At 71.3% G+C, this 12,808-nt stretch carries 13 protein-coding genes; 1 reads left to right on the top strand and 12 read right to left on the bottom strand.

Annotated elements, in window-relative coordinates:
* Positions 1-106: 106 nt before the first annotated feature.
* The gene (locus FHX81_RS24500; RefSeq protein WP_141980350.1) at positions 107-1,501 is read right to left on the bottom strand and encodes an NAD(P)H-hydrate dehydratase; all 1,395 of its coding nucleotides are present in this window, start codon (positions 1,499-1,501) and stop codon (positions 107-109) included.
* A 15-nt stretch (positions 1,502-1,516) separates the two neighbouring features.
* Positions 1,517-3,379, bottom strand: coding sequence for a glutamine--fructose-6-phosphate transaminase (isomerizing) (gene glmS, locus FHX81_RS24495; protein ID WP_141980349.1), 1,863 nt, complete (start codon positions 3,377-3,379; stop codon positions 1,517-1,519).
* Between the two features lie 134 nt (positions 3,380-3,513).
* Here glmS and FHX81_RS24490 point away from each other — a divergent pair, with 134 nt between their 5' ends.
* Positions 3,514-4,329 (top strand): dienelactone hydrolase family protein, encoded by an 816-nt coding sequence (locus FHX81_RS24490; protein WP_141980348.1) that lies wholly within the window; start codon positions 3,514-3,516, stop codon positions 4,327-4,329.
* Between the two features lie 391 nt (positions 4,330-4,720).
* Here FHX81_RS24490 and FHX81_RS40745 read toward each other — a convergent pair whose 3' ends face one another.
* The 10 genes from FHX81_RS40745 to FHX81_RS24430 all read right to left on the bottom strand — a co-directional run bounded on the left by FHX81_RS40745 (position 4,721) and on the right by FHX81_RS24430 (position 12,800).
* Complete coding sequence (locus FHX81_RS40745; protein WP_170232163.1) at positions 4,721-5,182, bottom strand: hypothetical protein; 462 nt, start codon at positions 5,180-5,182, stop codon at positions 4,721-4,723.
* On the bottom strand, positions 5,179-7,992 hold the full coding sequence (locus tag FHX81_RS40740; protein ID WP_170232162.1) for a WXG100 family type VII secretion target: 2,814 nt from the start codon (positions 7,990-7,992) through the stop codon (positions 5,179-5,181). The genes FHX81_RS40745 and FHX81_RS40740 overlap by 4 nt, the downstream gene beginning before the upstream one ends.
* Positions 7,992-8,294 (bottom strand): hypothetical protein, encoded by a 303-nt coding sequence (locus tag FHX81_RS24465; protein ID WP_141980346.1) that lies wholly within the window; start codon positions 8,292-8,294, stop codon positions 7,992-7,994. Before FHX81_RS24465 ends, FHX81_RS40740 begins: the two co-directional genes overlap by 1 nt.
* Before the next feature lie 165 nt (positions 8,295-8,459).
* Positions 8,460-8,792 carry a hypothetical protein gene (locus FHX81_RS24460; RefSeq protein ID WP_211363552.1) on the bottom strand — a complete coding sequence of 111 codons (333 nt, stop codon included), beginning with the start codon at positions 8,790-8,792 and terminating at the stop codon, positions 8,460-8,462.
* Positions 8,793-8,817: 25 nt separating this feature from the next.
* Entirely contained in the window at positions 8,818-10,152 is a 1,335-nt protein-coding gene (glmM, locus tag FHX81_RS24455) for a phosphoglucosamine mutase (protein ID WP_141984109.1), read from the bottom strand.
* 117 nt (positions 10,153-10,269) lie between these two features.
* Positions 10,270-10,860, bottom strand: a complete 591-nt coding sequence (rpsI, locus tag FHX81_RS24450) for a 30S ribosomal protein S9 (protein ID WP_141980345.1) — start codon at positions 10,858-10,860, stop codon at positions 10,270-10,272.
* Positions 10,857-11,300, bottom strand: coding sequence for a 50S ribosomal protein L13 (rplM, locus tag FHX81_RS24445; protein ID WP_033436749.1), 444 nt, complete (start codon positions 11,298-11,300; stop codon positions 10,857-10,859). The genes rpsI and rplM overlap by 4 nt, the downstream gene beginning before the upstream one ends.
* Positions 11,301-11,553: 253 nt before the next feature.
* Positions 11,554-11,844 (bottom strand): WXG100 family type VII secretion target, encoded by a 291-nt coding sequence (locus FHX81_RS24440; RefSeq protein ID WP_141980344.1) that lies wholly within the window; start codon positions 11,842-11,844, stop codon positions 11,554-11,556.
* 75 nt (positions 11,845-11,919) lie between these two features.
* Positions 11,920-12,231, bottom strand: coding sequence for a WXG100 family type VII secretion target (locus FHX81_RS24435; RefSeq protein ID WP_141980343.1), 312 nt, complete (start codon positions 12,229-12,231; stop codon positions 11,920-11,922).
* Between the two features lie 146 nt (positions 12,232-12,377).
* Entirely contained in the window at positions 12,378-12,800 is a 423-nt protein-coding gene (locus tag FHX81_RS24430; protein ID WP_141980342.1) for a hypothetical protein, read from the bottom strand.
* Positions 12,801-12,808 lie beyond the last annotated feature (8 nt).

The following is a 12,808-nucleotide window of genomic DNA, read 5'->3' as shown; positions in this document are numbered from 1 at the left end:
CGTTGAACTGGCGGGACCTGAACGTTCGACACTCGGGACCGGAGCGTTCGACACTCGGGACGTGAGCGTTCGACACTCGGGACCGGAGCGTTCGACTCGCGCGGGGTCAGAGGGGGCGGACGGCGCGGATGGCGTCGGGGAGGGAGTGCAGCAGGGAAGTGGCGGGGATGGGGGCGCCGTCGGCGGCCAGGTCGGCGGCGAGGACGTGCACCTTGGCGGCGCAGCCGGCGGCCAGGACCGGGTCCAGGCCCGAGGCCAGGAGGGAACCCAGGACGCCGGAGAGGACGTCGCCCGAGCCGGCGGTCGCGGCCCACGACGTGCGGGCGCGGTTGACCAGGACGCGGCCGTCCGGGCCGGCGACGACGGTCGCGTGCCCCTTCAGCAGCACGACGGCGTTGAACCGCTCCGCCGCCTTCCGCGCGGCCGTCACCCGATCAGGGCCGACCGGCCCGGCCAACCGCTCGTACTCGCGGTCGTGCGGCGTCAGCACGAGCGGTGTGTCGGGGTCGCGCGCGTCCCACAGGTCCGGGTTGTTCGCGAGCATGGTGATCGCGTCGGCGTCCGCGCACACCGGAACCCCGGCCTCCAGGACCGCCCGGAGCACCGACTCCGCGCCCAGCCCGGTGCCCAACCCCGGCCCCACGACCCACGCCTGGACGCGACCGGCGTCCGTGATCGACCCGGTGCAGATCGCCTCCGGCCACCGCGCCCGCACACCCTCGGCCGCCGCACCGGCATACCTGACCAGCCCGGACGTCGACAGCAACGCCGCACCGGTCGCCAGCACCGCCGCGCCGGGGTACGTCGCCGACCCGGCCGCCACCCCCGTCACGCCCTGCGTGTACTTGTCGTCCTCCGGCCCCGGCACCGGCCACGCCAGCCCGACGTCGTCCACGTCCAGCTCGACCAGGTCCGGCCCGTGCAGCTCACCGCCCAGCCCGATGTCGACCAGCCGCACGTCACCGCAGTCCGCCAGCGCGTGCACGGGCTTGAGGCAGCCGAACGTCACGGTGGTGTGCGCCCGCACGGCGGGACCGGGGATCGCGCCGGTGTCGGGGTCGATGCCGCTGGGCAGGTCGACCGACAGCACGGGCGCGTCGAGGTGCGCCACGTGCTCGGCCGCGTCCGGTCGCAGCGGGCCGCGAGCCGACAGGCCCACGATCCCGTCGATCACCAGGTCGACGTCCACCAGCCGGTCGACCACCCGCCCGCCGACCCGGCGGAACGCGGCCAAACCCTCGGCGTGCACACGATCAGGTGTCAGCAGCACAGCGGACACGGCGACCCCGCGCTTGCGGAGGTAGTAACCCGCCCACAGCGCGTCACCACCGTTGTTGCCCGCGCCGACGAGCAGGCCGACGCGCCGCTTGCCCGCGAGCAGCTCCGCCGCGACGACCGCCACGCCGAACGCCGCCCGCCGCATGAGCGTGCCGGGCGGCACGACCGCCATCACCCGTTCTTCCGCCGCCCGGACCCGATCCGTCGTCCACAGACCCCGCATGGGGCCAAGCCTGCCCTACTCGACCGTGACGGACTTGGCGAGGTTGCGCGGCTTGTCCACGTCGTACCCGCGGCTGCGGGCGATCTCCGCGGCCAGCACCTGCAACGGCACCGTGGAGATCAACGGCTGCAGCAGCGTCGCCACCGCCGGGATCTCGATCAGGTGATCCGCGAACGGGCGAACCGTCTCGTCACCCTCTTCCGCGATCACGATCGTGCGCGCGCCGCGTGCCTGGATCTCCGAGATGTTCGACACCAGCTTCGAGTGCAGCACCGCGCGGCCCTTCGGCGACGGCATCACCACGACCACCGGCAGGCCCTCTTCGATCAACGCGATGGGCCCGTGCTTCAGCTCGCCCGCCGCGAAGCCCTCGGCGTGCATGTACGCGAGTTCCTTGAGCTTCAACGCACCTTCGAGCGCGACCGGGTAGCCGACGTGCCGGCCGAGGAACAGCACCGCCTTCGAGTCGGCCAGCTCCCGACCCAGCGCGCGGACCTGCTCGACCGTGCCCAGCACCTTCTGCACGGCGTCCGGCATGGCCTCGAGCCGGTGGAACTCCTGCGCCACCTCGTCGGGGTACTTCGTGCCGCGCGCCTGCGCCAGTGCCAGGCCGACCAGGTAGTTCGCCGCGATCTGGGCCAGGAACGCCTTGGTCGACGCGACGCCGATCTCCGGGCCCGCGTGCGTGTAGAGGACGGCGTCCGACTCGCGCGGGATCTGCGCGCCGTTGGTGTTGCACACCGCCAGCACCCGCGCCTTCTGCGACCGCGCGTGCCGGACGGCCTCCAACGTGTCAGCCGTTTCACCCGACTGGGACACGGCGACGACGAGCGTGTCGCGGTCCAGCACCGGGTCGCGGTAGCGGAACTCGCTGGCCAGCTCGACCTCGACGGGCAGCCGCGTCCAGTGTTCGATGGCGTACTTGGCGACCAGGCCCGAGTGGTACGCCGAGCCGCAGGCCACGACGAAGACCTTGTCCACGTCACGCAGGTCCTGGTCGGACAGGCGCTGCTCGTCCAGCACGACCCGGCCGTCGCGGAAGTGGCCGCGCAGCGTGTTGGCCAGCGCTTCCGGCTGCTCCTCGATCTCCTTGAGCATGAAGTACTCGTGGCCGCCCTTCTCGGCGGCGGACAGGTCCCAGTTCACCGTGAACGGCTTGGCCCGCGCGTCCGCGCCGTCGAAGTCGGTGACGCGGTAGCCGTCCCGGTCGATCACCACGAGCTGGTCCTGGCCGAGCTCGACGGCCTCGCGGGTGTGCTCGATGAACGCGGACACGTCGCTGGCGACGAACGTCTCACCCTCGCCGACGCCCACTACCAGCGGTGACGAGCGGCGGGCCGCGACCACCACGTCCGGGTGATCCGCGTGCGTGACGACGAGCGTGAAGGCGCCTTCGAGGCGGCGGACGACCGAGCGGACGCTGGCCTCCAGGTCGGCCTTGGTGTCGCCCTCGTCGTACGCGCGGGCGATGAGGTGGGCGGTCGTCTCGGTGTCGGTGTCGCTGGCCATCTCGACGCCGACGGCCTCGAGCTCGGCGCGCAGGGCGGCGAAGTTCTCGATGATGCCGTTGTGGACGACGGCGACGCGGCCCGTGGCGTCGCGGTGCGGGTGGGAGTTGCGGTCGACCGGCGCGCCGTGGGTGGCCCAGCGGGTGTGGCCCATGCCGGCGGTCCCGGCGAAGGCGTCGCGGCCGACTTCGTCCAGGCGGGCCTCCAGGTTCGTCAGGCGGCCGGCCTTGCGTTCGACGGCCAGGCCGCCGTCACCGTCGAGGACGGCGACGCCCGCCGAGTCGTAACCCCGGTACTCCAGCCGCCGCAGACCGTCGAGCACGACGTCCAGCGCCGACCTGTGGCCCACATATCCCACGATTCCGCACACGCCGCACAGCGTAACTAGACCAGGGCCGTCCCTCGAACGGGCCGCTCGACCGGGTTCGCGCAGGTCAGGGTGCAGATTGGTGTAGACCAATCCGGGCGTGCGCGCCGTCACCTCGATCGACTACCGTTCGCGTGGTGAGCGGCTACTCGGCGAAGCAGGTGCTCGACCAGCTCAGCAAGCCCGGTGAGCACCCCGTGCTGCGCGGCGACCTGGCGTTGGTCGGACTTCCGGGCCTGGTCTACACGCCCGCGGTCGGGTTGGGACTGCCCGCGGTGGCCTTCGGCCACGGCTGGTTGCAGCCGGTCAACCGCTATCGCGCGCTGCTGCGGCACCTGGCGTCGTGGGGTTTCGTGGCCGCCGCGCCCGGGACCCAGCGCGGGCCGTTGATGTCGGCTCGGCTGCTGGCCGGGAACCTGCGGACGACGCTGGACGTGTGCACCGGCGTGCGGCTGGGTGACGGCGGGATCAGCGTGGACGCGTCCCGGCTCGCGGTGGCTGGTCACTCGATGGGCGGCGGCGCGGCGGTGCTCGCGGCGGCGGACGACGAGCGCGTGCGGTCGGTCGTGACGTTCGCCGCATCCGAGACCCGGCCGTCGGCGCTCGACGCGGCCCGCCGGGTGGCCGTGCCGGGGTTGCACCTGGCCGGCGGGGAGGACCGCATCGCGCCGCCGGTCGGGCACGCGGAGGCGATCGCGGAGGCGTGGCAGGGGCCGGTGCAGCTGCGGTCGTTGCCGAAGGCCAGCCACCTGGGGTTCGCGGAGGGGCGGCACTGGAGCGAGCTGCTGCTCGACGGCAAGGGCGAGCGGGCGGCGCAGAAGTTGGCGCGGGCGCTGACGACGGCGTTCCTGTTGCGGACGCTCAAGGGCGACAAGCGGTGGGACGCGCTGCTGGACGGCGACGTGAAGGGCGCCGTGCTGACCTACCAACGCGGCCCCCTGGTCCGGGGCTGACGGTCAGGTCCGGCATTCGCGCGGTGCGGCTCTGACGCGGTTCGCCGCAGGGCCGTGATCCGCGGCGGACCGGGATTCGCGGCGGGCCGGGATTCGCGGCGGGCCGGGATTCGCTGCGGGCCGCGATTCCTGCTGGGGTTCCGGCGCCTCCAGTGGGCGCCTCCAGTTCGGTGGCGTGGGTGGGTGGGTTGCAGTGGGCTGGGGTCCTCCGGCCCCTCGTCGTGTCCTGTGGCCGTTCCCGGGTCGCACGGTCGGCGCTGCGGTGGGCGTCGGCTGTGGTTGTCGGGGGCGGTCTCGTTCTAACCGAGGTACGGGAACGGTGTTTCCGTACATCTTCGGGCGATGTTCACCCGATTGGGTCGGTAGGACGCGGCGAGGGGCCGGGGGGACGTCAGGTCAGCCAGCTCTGGCCGCCGAAGTCGTCGTCATCATCCACTGGTGCCGGGCGGCGGGGGGCCGGGCGGGCCGGGGGTGGTGGCGGCGGTGGCGGGACGGCGGTGGGTGGTGGTGGTGGTGGAGGAGGTTGTGGGGTCGGGGTCCACGAGGTGGTCGCCGGTGGCGGGGTTTCGTAGGTCGGTTCGTCGTCTTCCGCGCCGAACCTGTACTCGCCGCTCTTCTTCTCCGTCGCCGCCTGCGTGTTCCACCCGCCGGCGGCCTTCTGGGCCTTCTCGGCCTCGTTCAGCCGCTCGACGATCTTCTGCGCGACCTGGCCCTGCTTGGCGAAGCTGTCGCTCGCCTGCTCCTTCGCCTCACGCGTGCGACGTTCCCGCAGCTCACGCCGGTCGGCGTGCTCCCGGGAGATCTGGTCCATGCGGCTCATCGCCACGGCCAGCCGCTCCGACGCGACGCTCATCGGCCCTCCTCACCCAACACGCCCTGGACGCGGCTGAGGCTGGCGTCGTCGTCGAACAGCGACCCGGTCGTGCGCCACTGCCCGGGGCTGTTGCGCTCGCTGTCGCCGCCACCGCCCTGCTGACCACCGCCGGGCATGCCGCCACCCATCATCCCGCCGCCCATCATGCCGCCACCGACGGCGGATCCGCCGGGTTGGCCCGCCGCCTGCGACTCCTGCATCGACGGGAGGGTGGCCGAACCGGCCTGGCCGGCCTGCGACGCGTTCGTGTCGGACGCCAAGCCCTGGTCGGCGGCGTTGGCCGGGGGGCTGCTCCACGTGTGGTCCGAACCGGACGCCGACGAACCGCCGCCCAGCACGGAGTCCGCGCCGTTGAAGCCCGAGCCGCCACCGAGGACGGAAGCGCCGGACGTCGACGTGGTGCCCTCGGTGTTGTACTGGGTGAAACCGCCGTCGAACGCCGGCGGCGGGGCCTGGAAGCCCGGAGCCTGGAAGCCCGGCCCCTGGAACGACGGTGCGGGCGGTGGTGGGAACGCCGACGGTTCGGTGAAGCCGCCGCTGATCGGGGCGGCCGCGGGGGCGGCGGTGAAGGCCGCGTTGGCCGGTGCGGCCTGCGGGGCGGCCTGCGGTTCGGTGAAGCCGCCGGCGAAGCCCGGGTCGGGCGCGGTCGGCGGGGCGGCCTGCGGTTCGGTGAACCCGCCGGCGAAGCCCGAGTCCGGCGCGGGCATCGCGCTGACCTGGGGCTCGCCGAAGCCACCGCCGCCGACGGCCGCGCCGACGGCCGGTTCCGGCTGACCGATCAGGGTTTCCGTCGGTGCGGGCATGGTGGTGACGTCCGCCGGCAGCGGCACGGCGTTGTCCATGCCCGGGATGCCCGGAGTCGCGCCGGAGTCGGCGTTGTCCTCGCCGAACTCGACGCCGTACTCCTCGGGCGAGCCGTCGCCGTTGTCGACCGTGAGGTTGATCTCGCCGGTCAACGGGTCGACCTCGGCGGTGATGGCCAGGCCGTCCAGTTCGATCAACGCCTTGCCGTCCGCGCCCGCCTCGATCGGGATCGCACCGTTCGCGCCGCCCTCGGCCGGGCCCGCGACGACCCCTGCCGCACCGGCCGCACCGGGGGTTCCGGCGGGCACCGCGCCCGTGGTCGACGTCGCGCCGGCCACCGCGCCCGCCAGCGCCGCCGCGCCGTTCTGGCCCATCAGGGCCTTCAGCGCGTCGGGGTTGTTGCTGAAGTCGACGTCGTAGGTCTTCGGCTCGCTCTGCGGCGTGTCCACGGTGATCTGCACGTGGCCGTTCTCGTCCGGCTCCGTGATCTTGATCTCGTTGTCGCCGCTCTTGATGGTGACGGTCTCCGGCGCTTCCTCGTCGCCCTTCAGCCCGTCGGGCTTGCCGGCCTGGTCGTCCGGCTTGCCGTCGCCGTCGAGGTCGTCGATCTTGCCGTCGCCATCGGTGTCGCCGGGCAGCTTGACGTCGTCCGGCTTGCCGTCGCCGTCCTTGTCCAGCGGGTTCTCGGGCTTCGGCATCTCGGGCACGGGCGGCGTGCCGCCGCCACCGCCGCCGGAACCGCTGCCGCCGCCACCCGTGCCGCCACCCGTGCCGCCGCCGGTGCCACCACCGCCGCCGGTGCCACCGCCGGTGTCCCCGCCCTTGTCGTCACCGCCCTTGTCACTCGCGGGCGCCGGGAACGGGTTCTCGAACTCCGCCATGTAGCCGGCGAGGGTCTCCCACTGGGCGTCCACCGAGGACTTGGTCTCCGTGCAGCACGTCTTGAACTGCTCGTAGAGCTGCCAGAACTCGCGGTTGAACGACTCGCGGATCCACTTCTTGCACTGGTTGATCGCGTAGTCGCGGTTCTCGTCGTTCAGGCTGCAGTCGTCGGAGTGGATCCGGTCGGCGATGTTGCTGCCCGTCTTCGAGTCGACCCAGCCGGCGATCTCCAGCACGCGGTCCTTGGAGTAGTCGCCCTCGCCGCGCGCGAACGAGACGACCTTCTCCGCCATGTACGTGTCGGCTTGGCCGATCTGCTCCCGGTACATGCCCAGGACCTCGTCGGCCTTGCTCTTGCACAGGTCGTACACGCCGCGGACCGCGGTGCGGGTCAGCTTGGCCGCGCCCTCGAACGCGTCGGCCAGCTCGGTGATCTTCGGCGAGAGCTCGCCGGTGTAGTGCTCGTGGGACTTGGTGGCCGCCTGGCCCTCCCACTCGCCGTACAGCGCCTTGAGCTGGTTGTCGACGTCGGACTTCATCTCGTCGATCTTGGTCTTGGCGGTGCTGAACTCGTCGGCTTCCATCAGCAGCTTGTGGAAGTTGATCCCGCGCTGCTCGTCGTACGGCTTCTGGATCTGCTCGGCGTAGTTGATCGCCGTGGTGTTGCCCATGCAGTCGCCGGGCCGGTTGTTCCAGATGCCCTCGAACTTCTCGAAGACCTTCAGCCCGGCCTTGCCCGCGTCGAACAGCTCGTCGGACAGCTTCACGCCCGAGCCGGACGCGGTCGGCGGCTGCTTCGCGTCGAGGTCCTGCCGGCCGTCGTCGACGGCCTTGGTCTGCTCGTCGCTGTTGTAGCTGTTGGACTCGCCCTCGGCCTTGGCCTCGTCGTAGCGGTTCTGCAGGCCGTTGTCGGCGGACGCGCCGTCGCCCCAGTTCCAGAAGCTGGAGGTGTCGTAGCGGTCCTTGTAGGTGTTCGCCTCGTCGGGGATGTTCCACGGCGCGGTCTCGGACACGTAGGCGTGCATCAGCTCCGCCTTCTTGTCCTCCGACACGTTCGGGTCGTCGAGAACGGCCTTGACGTCGTTCCAGCTCGGCTCGGCCATCAGTACTGGCTCCCCAAGTCGGCGGCGTTCGTGGATTCGACGTCGCCGTAGGTCGTGGCACCGGAAGCGATCTTCCCGGCGAATCCGCCGAGCACGCTCGTCATGTTCGTGATGCCCTTGCCGAAGTTGTCGATGCCCGCTTTGTAGTTGGTGAAGTGCTGTTGGTGCGCTTCACCGAAATCGCGGGCGATCGTCTGGGTCTGACCGACGTCCTTCAACCCGTCGGCCGTCTCCTTCGCCGCATCGGAAATGCCCTTCGAGGCTTTTTGCATCGCCTCGGTACTGGTGCCGTAACCGGCCACGGCGCTCCACTCCCCTCCGTGGCGCGAAGGCCACGACCCAACTCGACGACTCGCCCCTTTTCGACGCGACGCTTCGGTGTGCGGTTCCCATGGTGGCACCCCGGCGGTCCGCCCGACGGGGGTTCCGCGCTGGTCCTTGCAGGTGTAAACGCCGAGGTGTCGGCGCTACTGCGGCGGACCGGCGGGCGGCTGGGGCGGCTGGTGGCCGTGGGGAGGGTTCGGGCCGTGCGGCGGCTGGCCCGGCCGGCCGGGGTACGGGCCACCGGGCTGCCCGCCCGGGAACTGCTGACCGGGGAACGGTTGCCCCGGGTGCCCCTGGCCGGGGTGCTGCTGACCCGGGTGGGGTTGACCGGGGTACGGCTGACCGGGGTGTTGGCCCTGGTACGGGTGTCGGGGCGGCTTGTTGCCGCTCTTCTTCACCAGCACGACGATGCCGACCACGACCGCGATCACCACGAGCGCGATGATCGCCATCTCGGCGAAACCCAGGTTGCCCATCCCCGAACCCCCGAACGACGTGCCGTCAGTGCACCGAGGAAACCACACCGGCGAGTCGCTGCGCCGCCGACTCCGCCAGTTCGTGCGTGGCCGCCTCGACCATGACCCGCACCAGCTGCTCGGTGCCGGAGGGCCGCAGCAGCACCCGGCCGGTGTCGCCCAGCTCGGCCTCCACGGCGGCGACGGCCTCGTTGACCGCGGCGTCCTTCGCCACCGCCGCCTTGTCGCCGACGACCACGTTGATCAGCACCTGGGGCAGCCGGCGCATCACGCCCGCCAGCTCGGCCAGCGGCTTGCCGGTCTCCGCCATCCGCGCCATCAAGCGCAACGCGGTCAGCAGGCCGTCACCGGTGGTGGCGTGCGCCGGCAGGATCACGTGCCCGGACTGCTCGCCGCCCAGCGCGAACCCGCCCGCGCGCAGCTCCTCCAGCACGTAGCGGTCGCCGACGGCGGTCGTCTTGAGCGCGATGCCGTGCTCCCGCATCGCCAGGTGCAGGCCGAGGTTGCTCATCACGGTCGCGACGAGCGTGTTGTCGGTCAGCTCGCCGGCTTCCTTCATGCCCAGCGCCAGCACCGCCATGACCTGGTCGCCGTCGAGGTCGTTGCCGTCGGCGTCGACCGCGACGCAGCGGTCCGCGTCACCGTCGTGCGCGATGCCCAGGTCGGCGCCGTGCTCGACCACCGCGGCCCGCAGCTTCGCGACGTGGTTGGAGCCGCAGTCGTCGTTGATGTTCAGGCCGTCGGGCGCGGCGTGGATCTCCACGACCTCCGCGCCGGCGCGGCGGTAGGCGTCGGGCGCGGCCACGGACGCGGCGCCGTTCGCGCAGTCCACCACGACCTTCAGGCCGTCCAGGCGGTGCGGCGTCACCTTCAGCAGGTGCTGCACGTACTGGCCCTCGGCGTCCTCGATGTCGCGGACGCGGCCGATGCCCGCGCCGGTCGGGCGGTGGTCGCGCTCGTCCAGCTTCTGCTCGATCTCGTCCTCGACCGCGTCGGGCAGCTTGTGCCCGCCCGCGGCGAAGAGCTTGATGCCGTTGTCGGGCATGGGGTTGTGCGAGGCGGAGATCATCACGCCGACGTCCGCGCCCAGCGCCGACACCAGGTAGGCGACCGCGGGGGTGGGCAGCACGCCCGCGCGCAGCACGTCCGCGCCCGCCGATGTGAGGCCGGCCACCACGGCCGCCTCCAGCATCTCGCCGCTGGCCCGCGGGTCGCGGCCGACCACCGCGACCGGGCGGTGCGAGCGGTCGTGCTCGGCCAGCACCCGTGCCGCCGAGGCGGCGATGGACAGCGCGAGTTCCGGGGTCAGGTCCGCGTTGGCGAGACCGCGTACGCCGTCGGTGCCGAACAGCCGAGCCATGATCGCCGTGACCTCCATGTACGCGAGGAAAAGGGGGAGAAAAACACTGCGGGAGCAGCAGTTCGACGAAGAACTGACTGCTCCCGCAGAGTGGTGCTCGCTCGACCCGGGAAGGGGTCAGCGCTTGCTGTACTGAGGCGCCTTGCGGGCCTTCTTGAGACCGTACTTCTTCCGCTCCTTGACCCGGGGGTCGCGGGTGAGGAAGCCGGCCTTCTTCAGCACCGGGCGGTCCTCGGAGTCGACGGCGATCAGCGCACGCGCGATCGCGAGGCGCAGCGCGCCGGCCTGGCCGGTCGTGCCGCCGCCGCGCAGGTTCGCGATGACGTCGAACGTCTCCGGCTTCTCGGTCGTCACCAGGGGCTCGCGGATGAGCTGCTGGTGCACCTTGTTCGGGAAGTAGTCCTCGAGGGACTTCCCGTTCAGGGTGAACTTGCCGGAGCCGGGGAGCAGCCGCACGCGGACGATGGCCTGCTTGCGCCGGCCGACGGTCTGCGCGAGGTGGTGCGCACCCGCGTTGAGGGTGTGCCGCACGACGGGCGCGGCCTCGACCTCGGCGGAGTCCTCGACCTCGTCGGACTCGGCTGCCGCGGTGTCGGCTTCGGTGGCCTCGGCCTCGGTGGCCTCCGCCTCGACGGCGTCGGTCTCGACAGCTTCGAGGTCGGCCTCAGGGGTCGTCACGTCGATGTCCTCGGTCTGGTGCTCGGTCACTGGGCGACCTTCTTGATCTCGAACGGCTGCGGCTGCTGCGCAGCGTGCGGGTGGTTCGGGCCCGTGTAGACCTTGAGCTTGCCCGCGATCGCGCGGCCGAGGCGGTTCTTGGGCAGCATGCCCTTGATCGCCTTCTCGACCAGCCGGTCGGCGCGGGTGTCGAGCACCTCGCCGAACGAGCGCTGGCTCAGGCCGCCCGGAAAACCGGAGTGCCGGTACACGAACTCCTGATCACGCTTCTTGCCGGTCAACGCCACCTTGTCCGCGTTGATGACGATGACGAAGTCACCGGTGTCAACGTGTGGGGCGTAAGTCGGCTTGTGCTTGCCGCGCAGCAGCGTCGCGGCCTGGGTGGCGAGCCGACCGAGCACCACGTCCTGGGCGTCGATCACGTGCCAGGTTCGGGTCACCTCGCCGGGCTTCGGGCTGTACGTGCGCACGGGTCTACCTCGTCGTCACTTGCGTCTGGGGTCATTGCGGCGGTTGCTCAGGCCAGAGACCCCAGGTGGGCAGAGGACCAGAACACGCGGCACGCATACTGCGCACCAGTTACCGCACAACAACGTAGGAAGATACCGGGTGGGGTCGGCGTGGGTCAAAACGGGGCCCCCGAACCGGCCTCGAACAGACGCGTGGCCCCGGAACCTCGAGGTTCCCGGGGCCACGCGTGGGGTCACACCGAGGTGACCGAGGTCACCAGCGCTGGGTGTTCTTGGCCTCAGCGGCCTGGTAGGCGTCGGTCGCCGACTGCACGGCGGTACCGATCTGCGCCAGGACCTGCTGGAGGCCGGCGGCGGACTCGTCCCACGCGCGCTGGGCGGCCTGGTAGCTCTCCGACGCGCCACCTTCCCACTGCGCGATGACCGGGGCCAGGCGGGACTTGAGGTTGTCCAGCTCGGACTGGATCTTGCCGGCCTGGTTCGTGATGTCACCGGAGGCGCTGCTCAGCGCACCGAAGTCGACCTTGATCTGGTTGGTGTCCATTGTCTCCCCTTGGAAGTCGAGTCAGAAAGAGAAGGAAAAGCGAAAGGAACGGAAACGAAGCGCGAATGCGAAGCGTCAGCCACCGAGGCGGTTGGTGATCGCCGACATCTCCTGCGCCTGCTCCTCTTCCTGCTGGACGTAGGTCTGCGCGGTGCCGTCCATCTGGTCGGCGATGTCGAGCAGCGCCTTCTGCAGCTTGTCGGCGTCCTCGCGGAAGCGCTCCATCAGCTTCTGGAACGCGAGGGCGGCGCCACCGCTCCACGCGCTGGACAGGCCGTCGATCGTGCCGCCCAGCTGGCCCAGGACGCCCTGCACGTTGTTGTTGGTGCTCACGATGTCCTTGGCGGCATCGAAGAGCTCCTGAGATCCGGACGCGTAACCAGCCATTGGGTGCGACCCCCTTGGTAGACGAGATCAGGCGTTCTTGCTCGGTACGCCTCTTACGACGCAGACCTTGCCACGTCCGGTTCCACGCTGTCCCGACTTCTTGGGAAGTAGTTGCGGGTGTAAACGCAGCGGGTGCGGAAGCGCGCTCAGTAGAGGATTCGCGCTTGCGAAAAGTCCTCGTCATCGCCCCTTTCGGGGGGAAGTTGCCCGCTCGGCCCGGCAACTGCGCGGGAACCGAGCACGGGGCGCGGCGGAACCGAATTTGCATTCGCGTCCGTTTGCTCTCGCGATTTCTCCGGCGCGAGCAGTTCGGGGCCCGACGGCACCTCCTCCACGGGCAGGCCGCGGTGCTGCCGGAAACCGGTGGCGACCCGCTGCACGTCCGGCGACGTGGGCGCGTGCCGGTCGGGCTGGACCTGCCGCGCCCTGGCCTGGTCGGCGAGTTGCCGGTTCCGCTCGCGCTGGGCCGCGCTCCGCTCGCCCGCGGCGGCGGCCGCGCGCCGTCCTCTGGTCACCGCCGCGTCGAGGTCGGCGCGGAACCGGGCGAAGGCCTCCGGGATGCCGGTCATCACATTCC

Source organism: Saccharothrix saharensis (assembly GCF_006716745.1).
In the GTDB taxonomy this organism is placed as follows: domain Bacteria; phylum Actinomycetota; class Actinomycetes; order Mycobacteriales; family Pseudonocardiaceae; genus Actinosynnema; species Actinosynnema saharense.
Note: the sequence above shows the minus strand (reverse complement) of the source record. Positions and strands in the feature narration are given on the sequence as shown.

Excerpts from the sequence above, each read along its gene's own strand:
- FHX81_RS40745 (WP_170232163.1), bottom strand. The coding sequence starts at position 5,182 with ATGAGCGTCGCGTCGGAGCGGCTGGCCGTGGCGATGAGCCGCATGGAC.
- FHX81_RS24500 (WP_141980350.1), bottom strand. The coding sequence starts at position 1,501 with ATGCGGGGTCTGTGGACGACGGATCGGGTCCGGGCGGCGGAAGAACGG.
- FHX81_RS40740 (WP_170232162.1), bottom strand. The coding sequence starts at position 7,992 with ATGGCCGAGCCGAGCTGGAACGACGTCAAGGCCGTTCTCGACGACCCG.
- FHX81_RS24460 (WP_211363552.1), bottom strand. The coding sequence starts at position 8,792 with ATGGGCAACCTGGGTTTCGCCGAGATGGCGATCATCGCGCTCGTGGTG.
- FHX81_RS24430 (WP_141980342.1), bottom strand. The coding sequence starts at position 12,800 with ATGACCGGCATCCCGGAGGCCTTCGCCCGGTTCCGCGCCGACCTCGAC.
- FHX81_RS24435 (WP_141980343.1), bottom strand. The coding sequence starts at position 12,231 with ATGGCTGGTTACGCGTCCGGATCTCAGGAGCTCTTCGATGCCGCCAAG.
- glmM (WP_141984109.1), bottom strand. The coding sequence starts at position 10,152 with ATGGCTCGGCTGTTCGGCACCGACGGCGTACGCGGTCTCGCCAACGCG.
- FHX81_RS24440 (WP_141980344.1), bottom strand. The coding sequence starts at position 11,844 with ATGGACACCAACCAGATCAAGGTCGACTTCGGTGCGCTGAGCAGCGCC.